The 19,250-nt window shown below is 68.6% G+C and carries 17 protein-coding genes and 1 riboswitch; of the genes, 5 read left to right on the forward strand and 12 right to left on the reverse strand.

Going from position 1 to position 19,250, the window contains the following annotated elements; translation table 11 throughout:
• Positions 1-4: 4 nt before the first annotated feature.
• The 6 genes from ACIRA5_RS04815 to ACIRA5_RS04840 all read right to left on the reverse strand — a co-directional run bounded on the left by ACIRA5_RS04815 (position 5) and on the right by ACIRA5_RS04840 (position 7,272).
• Positions 5-1,366: an aminotransferase class V-fold PLP-dependent enzyme gene (locus ACIRA5_RS04815; protein WP_403687327.1), complete on the reverse strand. Its 1,362-nt coding sequence runs from the start codon at positions 1,364-1,366 to the stop codon at positions 5-7.
• Positions 1,367-1,567: 201 nt separating this feature from the next.
• A riboswitch (SAM riboswitch) is annotated at positions 1,568-1,684 on the reverse strand.
• Between the two features lie 147 nt (positions 1,685-1,831).
• Positions 1,832-2,896 carry an anthranilate phosphoribosyltransferase gene (trpD, locus tag ACIRA5_RS04820; protein ID WP_403687329.1) on the reverse strand — a complete coding sequence of 355 codons (1,065 nt, stop codon included), beginning with the start codon at positions 2,894-2,896 and terminating at the stop codon, positions 1,832-1,834.
• 155 nt (positions 2,897-3,051) lie between these two features.
• Positions 3,052-4,692: a cytochrome bc complex cytochrome b subunit gene (locus tag ACIRA5_RS04825; RefSeq protein ID WP_403687331.1), complete on the reverse strand. Its 1,641-nt coding sequence runs from the start codon at positions 4,690-4,692 to the stop codon at positions 3,052-3,054.
• Positions 4,689-5,753, reverse strand: a complete 1,065-nt coding sequence (locus ACIRA5_RS04830; RefSeq protein WP_403687332.1) for a Rieske 2Fe-2S domain-containing protein — start codon at positions 5,751-5,753, stop codon at positions 4,689-4,691. Before ACIRA5_RS04830 ends, ACIRA5_RS04825 begins: the two co-directional genes overlap by 4 nt.
• A complete protein-coding gene (locus ACIRA5_RS04835) occupies positions 5,750-6,559 on the reverse strand; it encodes a c-type cytochrome (RefSeq protein ID WP_351313151.1) in 810 nt (269 codons plus the stop codon). The genes ACIRA5_RS04830 and ACIRA5_RS04835 overlap by 4 nt, the downstream gene beginning before the upstream one ends.
• 92 nt (positions 6,560-6,651) lie before the next feature.
• Entirely contained in the window at positions 6,652-7,272 is a 621-nt protein-coding gene (locus tag ACIRA5_RS04840) for a heme-copper oxidase subunit III (RefSeq protein ID WP_060902037.1), read from the reverse strand.
• 193 nt (positions 7,273-7,465) lie between these two features.
• Between ACIRA5_RS04840 and ACIRA5_RS04845 the strand changes: the two genes are divergently transcribed.
• A complete protein-coding gene (locus tag ACIRA5_RS04845; protein ID WP_067363572.1) occupies positions 7,466-7,867 on the forward strand; it encodes a response regulator transcription factor in 402 nt (133 codons plus the stop codon).
• A gap of 122 nt (positions 7,868-7,989) precedes the next feature.
• On the opposite strand, the gene ACIRA5_RS04850 is transcribed toward ACIRA5_RS04845, so the two are convergent.
• The 4 genes from ACIRA5_RS04850 to coxB all read right to left on the reverse strand — a co-directional run bounded on the left by ACIRA5_RS04850 (position 7,990) and on the right by coxB (position 12,490).
• Entirely contained in the window at positions 7,990-9,252 is a 1,263-nt protein-coding gene (locus ACIRA5_RS04850) for an Ig-like domain-containing protein (protein ID WP_403687334.1), read from the reverse strand.
• A gap of 150 nt (positions 9,253-9,402) precedes the next feature.
• Positions 9,403-9,801 (reverse strand): cytochrome c oxidase subunit 4, encoded by a 399-nt coding sequence (locus ACIRA5_RS04855; protein WP_352052142.1) that lies wholly within the window; start codon positions 9,799-9,801, stop codon positions 9,403-9,405.
• Positions 9,798-11,534 carry a cytochrome c oxidase subunit I gene (gene ctaD, locus ACIRA5_RS04860; RefSeq protein ID WP_352052143.1) on the reverse strand — a complete coding sequence of 579 codons (1,737 nt, stop codon included), beginning with the start codon at positions 11,532-11,534 and terminating at the stop codon, positions 9,798-9,800. The genes ACIRA5_RS04855 and ctaD overlap by 4 nt, the downstream gene beginning before the upstream one ends.
• Positions 11,531-12,490 carry a cytochrome c oxidase subunit II gene (gene coxB / locus ACIRA5_RS04865; RefSeq protein ID WP_067363563.1) on the reverse strand — a complete coding sequence of 320 codons (960 nt, stop codon included), beginning with the start codon at positions 12,488-12,490 and terminating at the stop codon, positions 11,531-11,533. The genes ctaD and coxB overlap by 4 nt, the downstream gene beginning before the upstream one ends.
• A gap of 355 nt (positions 12,491-12,845) precedes the next feature.
• Between coxB and ACIRA5_RS04870 the strand changes: the two genes are divergently transcribed.
• The gene (locus tag ACIRA5_RS04870; protein WP_403687337.1) at positions 12,846-14,237 is read left to right on the forward strand and encodes a cysteine desulfurase/sulfurtransferase TusA family protein; all 1,392 of its coding nucleotides are present in this window, start codon (positions 12,846-12,848) and stop codon (positions 14,235-14,237) included.
• A 54-nt stretch (positions 14,238-14,291) separates the two neighbouring features.
• Here ACIRA5_RS04870 and ACIRA5_RS04875 read toward each other — a convergent pair whose 3' ends face one another.
• Entirely contained in the window at positions 14,292-15,266 is a 975-nt protein-coding gene (locus ACIRA5_RS04875; RefSeq protein WP_075026442.1) for a carbohydrate kinase family protein, read from the reverse strand.
• 133 nt (positions 15,267-15,399) lie between these two features.
• Here ACIRA5_RS04875 and ACIRA5_RS04880 point away from each other — a divergent pair, with 133 nt between their 5' ends.
• On the forward strand, positions 15,400-15,615 hold the full coding sequence (locus tag ACIRA5_RS04880; RefSeq protein ID WP_352052145.1) for a hypothetical protein: 216 nt from the start codon (positions 15,400-15,402) through the stop codon (positions 15,613-15,615).
• Between the two features lie 99 nt (positions 15,616-15,714).
• Positions 15,715-17,271, forward strand: coding sequence for a hypothetical protein (locus tag ACIRA5_RS04885; protein ID WP_403687340.1), 1,557 nt, complete (start codon positions 15,715-15,717; stop codon positions 17,269-17,271).
• Between the two features lie 115 nt (positions 17,272-17,386).
• On the opposite strand, the gene ACIRA5_RS04890 is transcribed toward ACIRA5_RS04885, so the two are convergent.
• Entirely contained in the window at positions 17,387-17,743 is a 357-nt protein-coding gene (locus ACIRA5_RS04890) for an iron-sulfur cluster assembly accessory protein (RefSeq protein ID WP_352052147.1), read from the reverse strand.
• 322 nt (positions 17,744-18,065) lie between these two features.
• Here ACIRA5_RS04890 and nadA point away from each other — a divergent pair, with 322 nt between their 5' ends.
• On the forward strand, positions 18,066-19,250 hold the full coding sequence (nadA, locus tag ACIRA5_RS04895) for a quinolinate synthase NadA (protein WP_403687343.1): 1,185 nt from the start codon (positions 18,066-18,068) through the stop codon (positions 19,248-19,250).

A 19,250-nucleotide genomic window follows, 5' to 3' on the forward strand; every position in this document is an offset into this window, starting at 1 on the left:
GGCCTCAGACCGCCGGGACGCAGCGGCCGTCCTCCGTACGGTAGTTCCACTTCGCCCCGTCCCGCACCAGTTCCCGCACCGCGCGCACGAACCGCTCCACATGCTCGTCGGGCGTACCGGCCCCGAAGCTGACGCGGATCGCGTTGAGGGACTTCTCCCCGGGCGCCGCCTCGGGCGCCCCGCACTCCCCCTGCGTCTGCGGATCGCTGCCGAGCAGCGTCCGCACCAGCGGGTGGGCGCAGAACAGACCGTCCCGCACCCCGATCCCGTACTCGGCGGACAGCGCGGCCGCGAAGTGCGAGCTGTTCCAGCCCTCGACGACGAACGAGAGGACGCCGACACGCGGGGCGTCGTCGCCGAAGAGCGACAGGACGCGGACCTCGGGCACCTCGGCCAGACCGGCGCGGACGGCCCCGATCAGCTGCTCCTCGCGGGCGACGAGCGTGTCGAAACCGGCCTCGGTCAGCGCCTTGCAGGCGGAGGCGATGGAGTAGGCGCCGATCACGTTCGGCGAACCGGCCTCGTGCCGGGCCGCGCTCTCGTGCCACTCCACGTCCACGCCGCCGTCCACCCGCCGCGTGACCTTGCGGCTGGCGCCGCCGCCCGCGAGGTACGGCTCGGCCTCGCGCAGCCAGTCGGCGCGGCCCGCGAGCACGCCGGAGCCGAACGGCGCGTACAGCTTGTGCCCGGAGAAGGCGACCCAGTCGACGTCGAGGTCCCGCACGGACACCGGGTGGTGCGGGGCGAGCTGGGCGGCGTCCAGGACGATCCGGGCACCGTGCGCGTGCGCGGCGGCGGCCAGCTCGCGCACCGGCCACAGCTCGCCGGTGACGTTCGAGGCGCCGGTGACGCAGACCAGGGCCGGGCCGTGGGGGTCACGGGCGGCGAGGGCCCGCTCCAGGGCCGTGACGGCCTCCTGCGGGGTGCGGGGCGCGTTGAGGTAGGTGACCCGGGCGTTCTTCCACGGCAGCAGCGAGGCGTGGTGTTCCGTCTCGAAGACGAACACCTGGCAGTCGGCCGGAAGCGTGGCGGCGAGCAGGTTGAGGGAGTCGGTGGTGGAGCGGGTGAAGACGACCTGGTCGCCGCCCCGGCAGTCGAGGAACTCGGCGACGGTCCTGCGGGCGTTCTCGAAGAGGTCGGTGGACAGCTGGGAGAGGTACCCGGCACCGCGGTGCACGCTGCCGTAGTACGGGGCGTACGCGGCGACGTCGTCCCACACCCGCTGGAGGGCGGGGGCGCTGGCGGCGTAGTCGAGCGCGGCGTAGGTGACCTCACCGCCGGTCACGAGCGGGACGGTGACATCTCGCCCCAGAACGGGCAGAGGGGAACAAACAGCCTGGTCGGCGGCAGCGGTGGAGACAGACATGGCGAGCTCCTGTGAGAGGCAGGCGGAATCGCTGCGCGGGCCGGGCGCACGGGGGTACGGGGGTACGGGTGCGCGACTGCACGGCTCGGCGCAGAGAGGAAAGGCAAAAGGGGTGTGCGGAGGCGGGGCTCTACGCCCTATCGCATTCGCTTGCTCACAGAAGGCTCCCTCGAACGACCAGGACCCCTGGGATTCTCGAGGGGTCCGCGCTTGCCGTAGACCTCGCTGCCTACGGCCTGGTCTTCACCCGGGGCACCCCGCCACGGACGGAGGGTTGCCGGACAGCCGGCCGGGGCCTGATGGCTGTCGCTCATGACCTGATACCGCATCCTGCCACAAGATCTTCCCCCCGCAACCCGGCGTCCGTATACCGGGACGCCGAGCGGGGCCCCAAAGATCGCGCAGTTCCCCGCGCCCCTGCAGGGGCGCGGGGAACTGCGCGGGCAACCCCCACCGGCCCGCGGACTACGACTGGCTCGCCGCCACCCAGCGTTCCAGCGTCCGCTTCGCCGCCCCCGAGTCGATCGCCCGCGCCGCCTTCGCCATCCCGGCACGGAGCTGGTCCGCGAGCGGCGCGTCGGTCGGGGACAGGGCTACGAGGGCCGCCGCGGAGTTCAGCAGCACGGCGTCCCGTACGGGCCCCGTCTCGCCGCCCAGCAGGCGACGGGCGACGTCCGCGTTGTAGGACGCGTCGGCGCCGCGCAGGGCCTCCACGGGGACGAGTTCGAGGCCGACGTCACGCGGGTCGAAGCGCTCCTCGGTGACCTTGCCGTCGCGGACGATCCAGACCCGGGACGTCGCGGTGGTGGTCAGCTCGTCCAGGCCGTCGTCGCCGCGGAAGACGAGCGAGGAGTTGCCGCGCTCGGCGAACACGCCCGCCACGATCGGCGCCATGCGCAGGTCCGCGACTCCGACGGCCTGTGCCTTCACCCGCGCCGGGTTCGTCAGCGGACCCAGCACGTTGAACGTGGTCCGGATCCCCAACTGCCCCCGCGCCGCCGCGACATGACGCAGCGCCGGGTGGAACTTCACCGCGAAGCAGAAGGTGATCCCGGCCTCCTCCGCGACCTCGGCCACCCGCTTCGTCGTCAGGTCCAGATTGACGCCGAGCTTCTCCAGGACGTCCGAGGCACCGGACGCGGAGGAAGCGGCCCGGTTGCCGTGCTTGACGACCTTGGCGCCGGTCCCGGCCACGACGATCGACGACATCGTGGAGATGTTCACCGTCTTCGCGCCGTCACCGCCCGTACCGACGATGTCGACGGTGTCCCCGGGCACCTCGATCACGTTGGCGTGCTCGTACATCGTCCGGACGAGACCGGAGATCTCCTCGACCGTCTCGCCCTTGGCCCGCAGCGCCACCGCGAACCCGGCGATCTGCGCGTCCGTCGCCTCGCCGCTCATGATCCGGTCCATCGCCCAGGCCGTGTCGTCCGCGCTCTGGTCGCGGCCCTCGAGCAGGCCGTTCAGCACCACGGGCCAGGAACGGCCCGCCGCGGTGTTGCCTCCAGCGGGGTTCACAGCGCTCATAAGCCGCTCCTGGGTCCGTCGTCCCGGCAAAGGGACGCCTTGTGTAGATGGGAACACCCTATCCAGGCCCGGAGACGGCAAAGAGCCCCCGTCCAGGCAATGGACGGAGGCTCTCGCCGTGGCGATCAGTGAAGACCGGTCAACCGGTCGGAGGATCAGTGGTGGCCGTGGCCGCTCGTGATCTCCTTGTACTCCTCGACCGTGGGCTTGGGGATCTGGCTGTCCTCCCCGTAGAAGCCCTCGCTGAGCTTGGAGCGCAGCCTCTCCGAGCCCTTCACCTTGCGCTCGACACCGTTCTCGTCGACCGTCGCGCCGATCTCGGCGGGCTGGTACTGCTGGTGCGCGGTGAGCGTGTGCAGGGCCTCCTGGCTGAGCGGCTCGTGCACCTCGATGAACTCACCGTGCGGCAGGCGCTTGATGATGCCCGACTCGCGGCCGTGCAGCACCTTGTCCTTGTCGCGGCGCTGGAGGCCGAGGCAGACCCGCTTGGTGATGACGAACACGATCACCGGCACGACGAAGAAGCCGATGCGCACGAACCAGGTGATCGAGTTGATCGACAGGTGGAAGTGCGTGGCCCAGATGTCGTTGCCACCACCGACGAGCAGGACGAAGTACCAGCTGATCCAGGCGGCACCGAACGCGGTCCGGGTCGGGACGTTGCGCGGGCGGTCCAGGATGTGGTGCTCACGCTTGTCGCCGGTGACCCAGGACTCGATGAACGGGTAGACCGCGATCGCGACCAGGACCAGCGGGAAGATCACCAGCGGGATGAACACGCCCAGGACGAGCGTGTGACCCCAGACGTTGATCTCCCAGCCCGGCATGACACGGATCAGGCCCTCGGAGAAGCCCATGTACCAGTCGGGCTGGGCGCCCGTGGACACCATGTCCGGACGGTAGGGGCCCATGGTCCAGATCGGGTTGATCGAGGCGATCGCCGAGATGGCCGCGATGACACCGAAGACCAGGAAGAAGAAGCCTCCGGCCTTGGCCATGTAGACCGGCAGCAGCGGCATGCCGACGACGTTGTTGTTCGTCTTTCCGGGGCCCGCGAACTGCGTGTGCTTGTGGTAGAAGACCAGGATCAGGTGGCCGACCACCAGGCCGAGCATGATGCCCGGCAGCAGCAGGATGTGGACCGAGTAGAACCGCGCGACGAAGTCGCCGCCCGGGAACTGGCCGCCGAAGAGGAAGAACGCCAGGTACGTGCCGACGACCGGCACGGACAGGACCGCGCCCTCCATGAAGCGGACACCGGTGCCGGAGAGCAGGTCGTCCGGGAGCGAGTAACCGGTGAAGCCGGTGAACATGCCCAGGACGAACAGCAGGAAGCCGAACAGCCAGTTGACCTCACGCGGCTTGCGGAACGCACCCGTGAAGAACACGCGCATCATGTGCACGAACATGCCGGCGAGGAAGACCAGCGCCGCCCAGTGGTGGATCTGCCGGACCAGCAGACCACCGCGCACCTCGAAGGAGATGTGCATGGTCGAGTTGAACGCCTCGGACATCAGCTGTCCCTGCAGGGGGACGTAGCTGCCGTGGTACGTGACCTCGTTCATCGACGGGTGGAAGAACAGCGTCAGGTACACACCCGTGAGGATGATGATGATGAAGCTGTAGAGGCAGATCTCACCCAGCATGAACGACCAGTGGTCGGGGAAGATCTTGCGCATGTTGGACTTGGCCAGGGAGTAGATCCCGAGCCGTCCATCGGCCCAGTCGGCGACTTTCTCGCCGGCCGGGGCCTTCTCGCGCGAGGGGCGCGAGTCGGAAGTGGTGGTAGTACTCATCCGCGCTCCCAGAAGGCAGGACCGACGGGCTCTTCGAAGTCGCCGAGCGCTTCGAGGTAGCCCTGTTCGTTCACACCGATGCGCAGCTGCGGCAGGGCGTGACCGGCCGGGCCGAAGATCACTCGGGCACCGTCGGAGAGGTCGAAGGTGGACTGGTGGCAGGGGCAGAGCACGTGGTGCGTCTGCTGCTCGTACAGGGAGATCGGGCAACCGACGTGGGTGCAGATCTTCGAGTACGCCACGATGCCCTCGTGCGACCAGGCGAGCTCGCGCTTGTCCTTGATGTTCTCCGGCTGGAGCCGGACGATCATCAGGGCCGCCTTGGCGATCTGGAGCTGGAAGTCCTCGTCGTGCTCCTCCAGGCCCTCGGGCTTGGCGAAGGTGAGCGAGCCGACGGCGACGTCGGAGGCGCGCAGCGGCTCGTTCGTGTTCATGTTGACGAGCAGCTTGCCCTTGGACCAGAGCGTGTGGCGCAGCTTGGTGCCGGGCAGCGGACCCAGGTCACGCAGCAGCATGACGCCGGAGAGCGGGAACAGGGCCAGCGCGCCGAACATCGTGTTGCGGATCAGCTTGCGGCGGCCGAGCGCGGACTCCTTGGCGCCCTCCTTGAAGTCGGCCAGGACCTTGGCCTTGACCTCGGGCTCCGCCTCGATCGGGTGACGCTGGTCGGCGATCTCCACGTCGGACATCAGGGTGCGGGCCCAGTGGACCGCGCCCGCGCCGATCGAGAACAGCGCCACACCGAGGGTCATACCCAGCGCGAAGTTCAGCGCGCTGATGTGCCCGAGCGGGAAGACGAAGATCGACTGGTCCCTCGGGATCGCCACGTACGAGGCGATGAAGCCGACGGTGGCCAGCATCGACAACGTGAACAGCATGGCGACGACGCGCTCGGACCGCTTGGCGGCCCGCTCGTCGATGTCCTGGATGCGGTGCTCGTGGGGCGGCAGGCCCGGGTCCGCGAACGGGTTGGTCTCGTCCGCGAGGGCTACCGCGCCATGACCGTGCTCGTCGACCTGCTCAGCGGGCAGGTTCTCTTCTGGAATGTCTTGGCTACTCATGACTTCTTGGCCTTTGCGGTCCGAGCGGCGACCCAGACGGCGACGGCGACCAGGGCGCCAAGACCGAAGATCCAGCCGAAGAGGCCTTCACTGACCGGCCCGAGGCCACCCAGCTCCAGACCGCCGGGGCTCTCGGTGTCGTCACCGTTGACCGCGTCGAGGTACGCGATGATGTCCTTCTTGTTCTTCTCCGACAGCGTGGTGTCGGGGAAGGACGGCATGTTCTGCGGGCCGGTCTGCATGGCCTCGTAGATGTGCTTGGGGTCGACACCCTCAAGGCTCGGCGCGAACTTGCCGTGCGTCAGCGCGCCGCCCTTGCCGGTGAAGTTGTGGCACTGCGCGCAGTTCGTACGGAAGAGCTCGCCGCCCTTGGCGATGTCCGCGCCCTCGGGGCTGACCTGGCTCTTCGTAGGCACCGTGGGACCAGCGCCCAGCGAGGCGATGTACGCCGCGAGCTGGTCGATCTCGGCCTGCGAGTAGATGACCTTCTTCTTCGGGATCTGCGCGCCCGGCTGCTGGGCCGGCATACGGCCGGTGCCGACCTGGAAGTCGACCGCCGCGGCGCCCACACCCACCAGGCTCGGCCCGTCGGAGGACCCCTGACCGCCGGTTCCGTGGCAGCTGGCGCAGCCCACGGAGTAGAGCTTCTTGCCCTCGTCGATGGCAAGGGACTGGGCGGTCGTATCGGCCTGCGCCTTGCTCGCGGGTGCGAACGCGGCGTACAGCCCCCCGGTGGCCGCCAGCGCGAGGAGTAGGACGACGACCGCCGCCAGCGGATGGCGTCGTCGTGCGGAGAGCTTTTTCACGGATTACCCCGGTGTCAGGATCTTCTGCGTCGATGCTTCGGGAAATGGATCGGTTCGTCGCGTGCGATCGGTTCGCCGCGGACGCCGCCCGGTTACTTGATCAAGTAGATCGTGGCGAAGAGGCCGATCCAGACGACATCGACGAAGTGCCAGTAGTAGGACACGACGATGGCGGCGGTCGCCTGCTCGTGAGTGAACCTCTTGGCCGCGTAGGTGCGGCCGAGGACGAACAGGAAGGCGATGAGGCCACCCGTCACGTGCAGGCCGTGGAAGCCGGTGGTCAGGTAGAACACCGAGCCGTACGGGTCGGAGGAGAGCGAGAGCCCGTCCTTCTTGACCAGCTCGGTGTACTCGAAGATCTGACCACCGATGAAGATGGCACCCATCACGAACGTGACGCTGAACCACATCCGGAGCTTCTTCACGTCCCCGCGCTCGGCGGCGAACACGCCGAGCTGGCAGGTCAGGGAGGAGAGCACCAGGATCGTGGTGTTGGAGGCCGAGAACGGGATGTTGAGATGGCTCGCCATCTCTTTCCAGTGATCCGGCCCGGTCACCGATCGCAGGGTGAAGTACATCGCGAAGAGGGCCGCGAAGAACATCAGCTCGGAACTCAGCCAGATGATGGTTCCGACGCTGGTGAGGTTCGGTCGATTGACCGACGGGTGCGCGTGCCCGGTTTCTACTGTCGTTGCTGTCGCCACGACCGACATTATGTCGGTCGCTTATCCCGCCCTCACGCCCGGGGGTGCCGTTCGGGGTGTTGATGGGGTGTGTCCAGCCCGTATGGCCCATCGAAGCCCTGTCCGAACCGGTGTTGACGGGGTGTTCGAGGGGGTAGCATCCGCGCCATCGGTACCAGGAGTTCCCGAGCAATGCCGTGCTTCTTAGATGCGTGGAGGAACAATGCAGCCGACCGCCACGGTGCTGGTCTACAGCGACGACTCCAACACCCGGGGGCAGGTGCGGCTGGCGACCGGCCGCAGACCGGCCCCCGACGTCCCCCAGGTCGAGTTCATCGAGTGCGCCACGCCCGCCGCCGTCCTGACGGAGCTGGACAAGGGCGGGATCGACGTCTGTGTGCTGGACGGCGAGGCGGTTCCGATGGGCGGCATGGGCGTCTGCCGGCAGATCAAGGACGAGATCTTCAACTGCCCGCCCGTGCTGGTGCTCATCGGGCGGCCTCAGGACGCCTGGCTGGCCACGTGGAGCCGTGCGGACGCGGCGGTGACCCTTCCGGTGGATCCGGTCGAGTTCGCCTCCGCACTGGCCTCGCTGCTGCGTCGTAAGGCTTTGCAGGGCGCCTGAGGGCTCGGAGGGAACTGTGGTTCGGCGGCCGCGGGTCGACGGCGGCTGAACGCGCCCCGCGGAGGAGCCGCGGAGGAACACGGCCCCGCGCCCCTTTCGGGGCGCGGCGGCGGGGGTCTGGGTCACACGGACTCAGGGCGCAGGCGGGCCCGGTCCGTCAGCTTCGGGCCCTCCGGGGTGCCCGCTGTCAGGGCGCTGCCGTTGCGCCAGTCCTTCCAGTCGACGTTCCAGTCGCCGAAGCCGTTGTTGAACGGGGTCATCTCGTCACCGTTGGAGTTCTGGACCTTCACGATGTCGCCCGGCCGGACGTTCTTGAAGAACCACTCCGCGTTGCTGGTGCTCATCCCGGTGCAGCCGTGGCTGACGTTGGCGGACCCCTGCTCCCCCACCGACCAGGGCGCGGCGTGCACGTACTCGCCGCTCCAGGTGACCCGGGTCGCCCAGTAGACGGGCAGGTCGTAGGAGTCCGCGCTGCCCTCGGCGATGCCGACGGTGGTACCGCGCATGCGTACGTAGGGTTCCTTGCTCAGTACGACCTTGACGCCGTTGCGGGTCTCGTAGCCCGGCTTGCCGGTGGTGACGGGGATCTGGTTGATCACCCGGTCGTTCTTGTAGATCGTCATGGAGTGCGCGGCGGCGTCCGTGACGGCGACGAAGCGGTCCCCGGTGGTGAGCGTCAGGGGCTTCGCGTCGCCGCCCCAGAGCCGGTCGGCGACCTTGATGCCCTTGAGGTTGCTGTGGGCCTGGATGGTGGCGTGGATGGGCCAGTACTCCTTGGGCCGGTAGTGCAGCGTCTTGTCGTCCACCCAGTGCCAGGCGCCCTCCGCGGCGGGCACGGAGTCGACCTTCAGGGCGCCCTCGACGATCGCACGAGCGGCCTTGTCCTTGACCGGGGCACTGAGTTCGGCGGTGATGGGCTGACCGACGCCGTACTCGCCCGAGGCGGGCCCCAGAGTCACGCCCAGGGGCTTGTTCGTGGTGGGCGCGGTGGTCTCGAAGTCGACGATCTGGCGGCCGGGTGCGCCGGCCTCGTCCTCCGTGCTCACGTGCACCGTGTAGTGGGCGCCCGCGGCCAGTGGTGAGGTGCTGTGCCAACGGGAGCCGTCGGCGGCGAGTTCGCCCGCCACAAAGCGCCCCGACGCGTCGACGGCCGTCACATCCGTGATGCGCTCGTCGTCGCCCTTGGAGGTGATTTCCAGGGGCTTGTCCGGGTCGACCTTGCGGCTGTCGCCGACCACGTCGGTGAAGGAGAGCTGACCCGCCGCGTCGTACGGCCTGGCGGAGAGCGGGTGGCCGCTTCCGCCACAGGCAGCGGCGGCCGCGCCGAGGGCGACCACCAGCGTGGTGCGGCTGACGACCGTGCGGATTCGCGGTGCGTGATTCATGGACTCACGCTATGAACACCCATCAACCCTGGCACGGCGAGTGAGCCGTGTGGGGGATGTGATGTGTGGCAAAAGAGGAAGCCCGGACTCTCCGTCAGGAGAATCCGGGCTTCCGGGGTGTCCAGCGATCGCTACGGGACCGCGTGCGTGCTACTGGGTGCGGTTCTCACCGTGGTAGTACTCGAAGACCCAGCCCCACAGGCCGATCAGGATGATCGGGAACCCGAAGTACAGCAGCCACCAGCCGAAGACGACGGCCATGAAGGCGAGCGCGCCGCCGACACCGAGCGCGAGCGGCTGCCAGCTGTGCGGGCTGAAGAAGCCCACCTCGCCGGCCTCGTCCGCGACATCGGCCTCATCGTTGTCCTGCGCCAGCTGGTCGACCCGCCGGGCCGTGAAGGCCAGGTAGTAGCCGATCATCACGCTCAGGCCGAAGGCCAGGAAGAGCGCCGTGGTGCCGGCCGGCTCCTTCGACCACACGCCATAGACGATGGCGATGACGAGGATGAAGGCAGCCAGCCAGAGGAACATCTTGCCTTGGACCTTCACTTGCCGGCCTCCTTGCCACCAGTGAGGGCCTTCTCACCGTGACCGGCGTTCTCGAGCTGGTCGAGAGCGGCGATCTCCGGGTGGTGCAGGTCGAAGGCCGGGGATTCGGAACGGATCCGCGGCAACGTGAGGAAGTTGTGGCGCGGCGGCGGGCAGGACGTGGCCCACTCCAGCGAGCGGCCGTAGCCCCACGGGTCGTCGACCTCGACCTTCTTGCCGTACTTGGCGGTCTTCCACACGTTGTAGAAGAACGGCAGGATCGACAGGCCGAGCAGGAACGAGCTGATCGTCGAGATCGTGTTCAGCGCGGTGAAGCCGTCGGCGGCGAGGTAGTCCGCGTAGCGACGCGGCATGCCCTCGACACCCAGCCAGTGCTGCACCAGGAACGTGCCGTGGAAGCCCACGAACAGCGTCCAGAAGGTGATCTTTCCGAGGCGCTCGTCGAGCATCTTGCCGGTGAACTTCGGCCACCAGAAGTGGAATCCGGAGAACATCGCGAACACGACCGTACCGAAGATCACGTAGTGGAAGTGCGCCACCACGAAGTACGAGTCCGAGACGTGGAAGTCCATCGGCGGCGAGGCCAGGATGACACCGGTCAGACCACCGAAGGTGAAGGTGATCAGGAAGCCGACCGCCCAGAGCATCGGGGTCTCGAAACTCAAAGACCCCTTCCACATCGTTCCGATCCAGTTGAAGAACTTCACGCCTGTTGGCACGGCGATGAGGAACGTCATGAAGGAGAAGAACGGGAGCAGCACGCCACCGGTGACGTACATGTGGTGCGCCCACACGGTCACGGACAGACCGGCGATGGAGATCGTCGCGGCGATCAGGCCCATGTAGCCGAACATCGGCTTGCGGGAGAACACCGGGATGACTTCGGAGATGATGCCGAAGAATGGTAGAGCGATGATGTACACCTCTGGATGGCCGAAGAACCAGAAGAGGTGTTGCCATAGCAAGGCTCCGCCATTGGCGGCGTCGAACACATGCGCACCGAATTTTCGGTCCGCCTCCAGCGCGAACAGCGCCGCCGCGAGGACGGGGAAGGCCAGCAGCACCAGCACCGCCGTGAGCAGCACGTTCCACACGAAGATCGGCATGCGGAACATCGTCATGCCGGGGGCGCGCATGCAGATGATGGTGGTGATGAAGTTGACCGCACCGAGGATCGTGCCGAAGCCGGAGAAGGCCAGACCCATGATCCACATGTCGGCGCCGACGCCCGGCGAGCGGACCGCGTCCGACAGCGGGCTGTAGGCGAACCAGCCGAAGTCGGCCGCGCCCTGCGGGGTGAGGAAGCCACCGACCGCGATGAGCGAGCCGAACAGGTAGAGCCAGTAGGCGAACATGTTCAGCCGCGGGAACGCCACGTCGGGCGCGCCGATCTGCAGCGGCATGATCCAGTTCGTGAAGCCGGCGAACAGCGGCGTCGCGAACATCAGCAGCATGATCGTGCCGTGCATCGTGAACGCCTGGTTGAACTGCTCGTTCGACATGATCTGCGTGCCGGGGCGCGCCAGTTCGGCGCGCATCAGCAGCGCCATGACGCCACCGATGCAGAAGAACGCGAACGACGTGACGAGGTAGAGCGTGCCGATCGTCTTGTGGTCAGTGGTGGTGAGCCACTTGATCACGACGTTGCCCGGCTGCTTGCGCCGCACCGGCAGCTCGTTCGCGTACGAGTCTTCAGCTGCCCCGGCACCCTGAGGTTCGTTGAGGATGCTCACAGGTTGTTCGTCTCCCGGTTCTTCTCGTGGCCCGTCTGCTCAATGCCGGCCGGGACGTAACCGGTCTGTCCCTGCGCCGCGAGCTGCTTGAGGTGGGCCTCGTAGCGCTCGGGGGAGACGACCTTCACGTTGAAGAGCATCCGGGAGTGGTCGACGCCGCACAGCTCGGCGCACTTGCCCAGGAAGGTGCCCTCCTTGTTGGGGGTCACCTGGAAGGAGTTGGTGTGGCCCGGGATGACGTCCATCTTCATCAGGAACGGCACCACCCAGAAGGAGTGGATGACGTCGCGTGAAGTGAGGACGAAGCGGACCGTCTTGCCCTTGGGCAGCCAGAGGGTCGGACCGGGGTTGCCCGTCTGCGGGTTCCGCTCACCCGGCGTACCGACCTCGTAGACACCGCCGGCGTTCGCCGGGAAGTCCTTCTTGAACCGGTCCGGAATGGCGGCCAGGTTCGGGTCGATCTTGGCGTTGCCGGTGACACCGGGAACGTCCTCGATGTAGTTGAAGCCCCAGCTCCACTGATAGCCGACCACGTTGACCGTGACGTCCGGCTTCTGCTTGAGGCTGAGGAGCTTCGTCTCGTCGCGGGCGGTGAAGTAGAACAGCACCGAGACGATGATGAGCGGGACCACCGTGTACAGCGCCTCGATGGGCATGTTGTACCGGGTCTGCGGAGGAACTTCGACCTTGGTGCGACTGCGCCGGTGGAAGAACACACTCCACAGGATCAGGCCCCACACCAGCACGCCGACGGCGAGCGCGGCCGCCCAGGACCCCTGCCACAGGGAGAGGATCCGCGGACCCTCTTCTGTGGTCGGGGTGGGCATACCAAGGCGGGGGAAGTCCTTGTATGTGCAACCGGTGGCGGTCGCCAGGACCAGGCCCGCAGTCAGTGCCTGCAGCAGCTTCCGCCGCATCGGGCGCCGCGGCGAGCGGTCGGAGCCGTTGGGACTCACGTAGCGCCTTCCCGAGAGTCTCGCCCGCGCGGTTGGCTGCGGCCTTCTCGCTGGTCGGTCGCCGCCCTGCGTCGGGCAGGGGTTTGGATGTTTATGCGGACCAAACCCTACTGGACGCTATTTGGGGTCGCGCGGGGAGGGTGCCCAACGCGCCGCGGGTCACTCTGAAGGGGTGGGATGCCCCGCCCTGGGTCACTTTCTGACGGGGGTTCGGGCGCCTCATGACCCGGTCGACCAGGTCCTTCGGCGGCAGCGGGCTCGTGGTGGCTTGTCGCGCCGCCCCGGCGGAGCCGCAGATGTCACAGCCCCGCGCCCCTTTGGGGCGCTGGTCCGACCGGGGCTTTAGCGTTGGGGTGTGGCCTACTTCGATGCTGCTTCCGCTGCTCCCCTCCATCCCGTCGCCCGGCAGGCCCTGCAGGCCTCGCTCGACGAGGGGTGGGCCGATCCCGCGCGGCTCTACCGGGAGGGGCGGCGGGCCCGGCTGTTGCTCGACGCGGCGCGCGAGGCGGCGGCCGAGGCGGTGGGGTGCCGCCCGGACGAGCTGACCTTCACCTCGTCCGGCACCCGGGCGGTGCACTCCGGGATCGAGGGTGCGCTGGCGGGCCGCCGGCGCGTCGGACGCCACCTGATCGTGTCAGCTGTCGAACACTCGTCGGTACTCCATTCGGCGGAGGTCCACGAGGCGGCGGGCGGCTCGGTGACGACGGTGCCCGCCGACCGCGCGGGCACCGTCTCCCTTTCTTCTTACGCCGCCGCCCTGCGCCCCGACACCGCGCTCGCGTGCCTCCAGTCCGCCAACCACGAGGTGGGCACGGAGCAGCCGGTGCGGGAGGTCGCGGAGGCGTGCCGGGCGGCGGGGGTGCCGCTGTTGGTGGACGCGGCGCAGTCACTGCCCTGGCGCCGGGTGGAGGGCGACTGGTCCCTGCTGACGGCAAGTGCCCACAAATGGGGCGGCCCTTCGGGGGTCGGACTGCTCGTCGTGCGCAAGGGGGTGCGGTTCGCTCCCCAAGGGCCCGTGGACGAGCGGGAGTCGGGGCGGGCGGCGGGCTTCGAGAACATCCCGGCCGTCGTGGCCGCGGCGGCGTCGCTGCGCGCGGTACGGGCGGAGGCCGTCGCGGAGGCCGCGCGCCTGCGGGAACTGACGGAACGGATCCGCGTACGGGTGCCCGAACTGGTCCCGGACGTCGAGGTGGTCGGGGACGCGGTTCACCGTCTCCCGGGGATCGTCACCTTCTCCTGCCTGTACGTCGACGGGGAGACGCTCCTGCACGAACTGGACCGGGCGGGTTTCTCCGTCTCCTCCGGCTCCTCCTGCACGAGCAGCACGCTGACCCCGAGCCATGTCCTGAAGGCGATGGGCGTCCTGAGCGAGGGCAACGTCCGGATCTCGCTGCCACCGGGTACGCCGTCCGAGGACATCGACCGGTTCCTGTCGGTGCTGCCGGACGCGGTCGCGGACGTACGCGAGAAACTCGGCGCCCCGACGGCGTCGGCGCCGCCCTCCCGCTCCCCCTCCGCCTCCGACGCGCTCGTGGTGAACTCGCTCGGCAAGCTCTGCCCCATCCCGGTCATCGAACTGGCCAAGGTCATCGGGGACGTGCCGGTGGGCGGCACGGTGCGCGTCCTCTCGGACGACGAGGCCGCCCGGCTGGACATCCCGGCGTGGTGCGAGATGCGGGGGCAGGAGTACGTCGGGGAGGAGCCGGCGGACCACGGGTTCGCCTATGTGGTCCGCCGGGTGTCCTAGACGGTCGGCCGGAGGAGTGTCCTGATCAGGCCAGGTGGGCCCGGACCTCGGCGATCAGGCCAGGTGGGCCCGGACCTCGATGGCCGCGTCGTCGCCGTACGCCTTGGTGAAGCGGTCCATGAAGTGGGCGCGGCGGAGCTGGTACTCCTGGGTGCCGACCGTCTCGATGACCAGCGTCGCGAGCATGCAGCCGACCTGGGCGGCGCGCTCCAGGGAGACTCCCCAGGCGAGGCCGGAGAGGAAGCCGGCGCGGAACGCGTCGCCGACGCCCGTCGGGTCCGCCTTGCGCTCCTCGTCCGGGCAGCCGACCTCGATCGGGTCCTCACCGGCCCGCTCGATGCGTACGCCCCGCGCGCCGAGGGTCGTCACACGGTGACCGACCTTCGACAGGATCTCCTCGTCGCTCCAGCCGGTCTTGGACTCGATGAGCCCCTTCTCGTACTCGTTGGAGAAGAGGTAGGTCGCACCGTCCAGCAGTATCCGGATCTCGTCGCCGTTCATACGGGCGATCTGCTGCGAGAAGTCGGCGGCGAAGGCGATCGTGCGGGAGCGGCACTCCTCCGTGTGGCGCAGCATCGCCTCCGGGTCGTCGGCGCCGATCAGGACGAGGTCGAGGCCGCCGACCCGGTCCGCGACCGACTTGAGCTCGATCAGCCGGGCCTCGCTCATCGCGCCCGTGTAGAAGGAGCCGATCTGGTTGTGGTCGGAGTCCGTGGTGCACACGAAGCGCGCGGTGTGCAGCACCTCGGAGATCCGGACCGAGTCGGTGTCGACGCCGTGGCGGTCGAGCCACGCCCGGTACTCGTCGAAGTCGGAGCCCGCGGCCCCGACCAGGATCGGCCGGGTGCCCAGCTGTCCCATGCCGAACGCGATGTTCGCGCCGACGCCACCCCGGCGTACGTCGAGGTTGTCGACCAGGAAGGACAGGGAGACCGTGTGCAGCTGGTCCGCGACGAACTGGTCGGCGAAACGGCCGGGGAAGGTCATGAGGTGGTCAGTGGCGATGGAGCCGGTGACTGCGATACGCACGGCGAGGACACGCTCCTGCGACGGAAGGGGATTGACAGTTCACGCTACCCGGTCGACACGCGCCCTCAGAAGCGGTCAAAACTACCCGATAGTAGATCTTTCTTCGTGACGCCGACATGCATACGGTTCCGTTATGACGAACCTCAAGGTCCACGGCTCCGCTCCTCACGACCTCGAAGGCGACCTGGCGTCGCTGCGCGGCGACGGCGCTGTGGCCCGGCACTGGGCGGCACCGGACCCGGTCGTCTCCCGTCCCGACCTTCCCGTGTCCCCGTCGCGCATCCACGGGGTGACCGTGCCTCCCGCGTCGGCCCGCCTGCTGGACGCGATGTCCGACTACGGCGACTGACAGGACCCGAAAGGTCCTCGAAAAGGGCGGCCCCGAACGGCGCCCGCAGGGAACCGTGCGCTCCCCCGCTGCGTCCCATCGCTGTCCCCCGTAAAGGGGATGCGGTGTACGACCAGAAGGAGCGATGCGGTGAGCACCGAGCGACCCGAGACCGAAGCGCCCGAGCCCCCCGAGGACGGCAGCGAGCCGGCAAAGCCGCGCCGCCGCCATTCCCCGGCGGCCGTCGCCTCCGTCGCGGCCGCGGTGCTGCTCGTCGGCGGCGGCGGAGCCTATTTCGCCGCGACCGCGTCCGGCGGCGGGAGCGACCGCGACCACTCCGCGACCCCCGGCGCCGACGGCACTCCCCCACCGCTGGTCCTCGACGGCTACACCGAGGGCGCTACGGGTGGCACGGGCGATATCGCGCCCGGTGAGCCCCATCCCTACGGCGCGACCTACCACGCGGACGGCACCCTGCCCGCAGGCCCGGACTCCGCGCCCGTCTACGCGGCGAAGGGCGAGGTCACGGCGGCCGAGGTGGCGCGCCTCGCGAAGGCCCTGGACATCGTGGGCACCCCGACGCTCACCGGCGAGACCTGGAAGGTCGGCCAGGACAAGGACGGTTCGGGACCCAGCCTCCAGGTCAACCAGCAGGCCCCCGGGACCTGGACGTTCAGCCGGTACGCGCCCGGCACCGACAACTGCAAGGGCGCCGTGTGCACGAGCGACCCCGGCTCCCCGAGGAGCCACGCGGTGACCGAGGCCGCCGCGAAGAAGGCCGCCGTGCCCGTGCTGAAGGCTCTGGGCCAGGACGACGCCAAGCTGGACGCGCGCGAGCTCATGGGCGCCAAACGGGTGGTGAACGCGGACCCGAAGGTCGGGGGCCTGCCCACGTACGGCTGGACGACCGGCGTCCAGGTCGGCCCGGACGGCCAGGTGGTCGGCGGCAGCGGCCAGGTGAAGACGCCGGTCAAGGGGGACACGTATCCCGTGATCAGCGCGAGCAAGGCCCTGGATCTGATGAACGGCCCGGCCTCTGTCGCGACCCGGGACGGCGGGCGCATGGGACCCGGCGGCTGCGCCAGTGCCGTACCGCTGAAGGACCGTGACGAGACACCGTGCCGCGCGTCGACGGCGGTGCCGAAGCGGGAGTCGGTGGCCGTCGAAAAGGCCGTCTTCGGGCTGGCCTCGCACTTCGTGTCCGGGCACCAGACACTGGTGCCGTCCTGGCTGTTCGAGGTACGGCCGACGGGCACGGACTCCGCCTTCACGGTGACGCATCCGGCGGTCGCCCCGAAGTACCTGACCTCGCCGGAGCCGACCGCGGCACCGACACCGACGGCCACCCCCAGCCCGCGGCCGACCGCGGCGCCGACGTCCCGTGACGTCAAGGTGCAGGGCTACACGGCCGACGGCAAGGACCTGACCGTGAGCTTCACGGGCGGGGTGTGCGCGGACTACTCCGCCTCCGCGAGCGAGAGCACGGACAAGGTGACCGTCAAGGTGACCGAGACACCGTGGCAGGGCAAGATCTGCATCCTCATCGCCAAGGTGTACGAGAAGACGGTGCACCTCGACCAGCCACTCGGCGACCGGAAGGTCGTCGGGTCAAACGGCACACCGATCCCGGAGGGCAAGGCGGCCGGCGCCTCGGTGAAGACGCCTCAGGCACGGTAGCCACGGGAGCGGTCGGAGCGGACGCGCTCATGGCCCCGGATACGCGAAGGCGGCGTCCCTGTCGGAGGGGGACGCCGCCTTCGTACGCGTTACGCGTTCGGCAGTCGGCCGGGGCTCAGCTGAAGGAGTCGCCGCAGGCGCAGGAGCCCGTCGCGTTCGGGTTGTCGATCGTGAAGCCCTGCTTCTCGATGGTGTCCACGAAGTCGATGGAGGCGCCGCCCAGGTACGGGGCGCTCATGCGGTCGGTGACGACCTTGACGCCACCGAAGTCCTTGACGACATCGCCGTCGAGGGAACGCTCGTCGAAGAAGAGCTGGTAGCGCAGACCGGAGCAGCCGCCGGGCTGAACGGCGACGCGCAGCGCCAGATCGTCGCGGCCTTCCTGGTCGAGCAGGGCCTTGACCTTGGACGCGGCGGAGTCGGACAGTACGATGCCGTCGCTCACGGTGGTCTTCTCGTCCGATACGGACATCTGCTTCTCTCCCGGGTTGTACGGAGACTGCTTGCCGACGTCTGCAACCGTCGGGGCCGCGGATTCATTCCGGGCCGAGAGTCTGTCTTTTCCGTGGTCTTTTCCGTTCTCGCCTCCCATGCTCGCACACGCGCCGGAGAGGGGACAGCGGCCTGTGGACAACCTCCGGGATTCACGTCACATCGACACTATGGGCATCGTCAACATGACGTGAAGCGGTTATGATAGATAGCGTCATTTCGACGAAAAGGCTAGTCCGAATGTCCCGCTGGATCGCCCCCTCGTGATCCAAGCGAGCCGCAGAACAGAAAGGGTGCGTGTCGTGACCACCGCCCAGACCCAGGAGCTCGACGTACAGCCGACGCCCCTCGCCCTGCTGCTGCTCGGCCGTGAGGCCGACCCGAGGAGCGAGCGCGGCGTGGAGTGTCCCGGAGACCTGCCCTCGCCCTCCGACCCGGACCTCGTGGAGCGGGCCCGCGCGGCCAAGGAGAAACTCGGGGACAAGGTCTTCGTGCTCGGCCACCACTACCAGCGCGACGAGGTCATCCAGTTCGCCGACGTCACGGGCGACTCCTTCAAGCTGGCCCGCGACGCCGCCGCGCGCCCGGAGGCCGAGTACATCGTCTTCTGCGGTGTGCACTTCATGGCGGAGTCCGCGGACATCCTGACGTCCGACGACCAGAAGGTGGTCCTCCCCGACCTCGCCGCCGGCTGCTCCATGGCCGACATGGCGACGGCCGAACAGGTCGCCGAGTGCTGGGACGTGCTGACCGAGGCCGGGATAGCCGAGCAGGTCGTGCCCGTCTCGTACATGAACTCGTCCGCCGACATCAAGGCGTTCACCGGCAAGCACGGCGGCACGATCTGCACCTCCTCCAACGCCCAGCGGGCCCTGGAGTGGGCGTTCGAGCAGGGTGAGAAGGTCCTCTTCCTCCCCGACCAGCACCTCGGCCGCAACACCGCCGTCCGCGACATGGGGATGAGCCTGGAGGACTGCGTCCTCTACAACCCCCACAAGCCCAACGGCGGCCTCACCGCGGAGCAGCTGCGCGACGCCAAGATGATCCTGTGGCGCGGCCACTGCTCGGTCCACGGCCGCTTCTCGCTGGACTCGGTGAACGACGTGCGCGAGCGCATCCCCGGCGTGAACGTCCTCGTCCACCCCGAGTGCAAGCACGAGGTCGTGTCGGCGGCGGACTACGTCGGCTCCACGGAGTACATCATCAAGGCCCTGGAGGCCGCCCCGGCCGGCTCCAAGTGGGCGATCGGCACGGAGCTGAACCTGGTCCGCCGCCTGGCGAACCGTTTCGCGGCCGAGGACAAGGAGATCGTCTTCCTCGACAAGACGGTCTGCTTCTGCTCCACCATGAACCGCATCGACCTCCCCCACCTGGTGTGGACCCTGGAGTCCCTCGCCGAGGGCAACCTGGTCAACCGCATCGAGGTGGACAAGGAGACGGAGACGTTCGCGAAGCTGGCGCTGGAGCGGATGCTGGCGCTGCCGTAA

It is taken from the genome of Streptomyces sp. NPDC096311 (assembly GCF_044763085.1).
Lineage (GTDB): Bacteria > Actinomycetota > Actinomycetes > Streptomycetales > Streptomycetaceae > Streptomyces.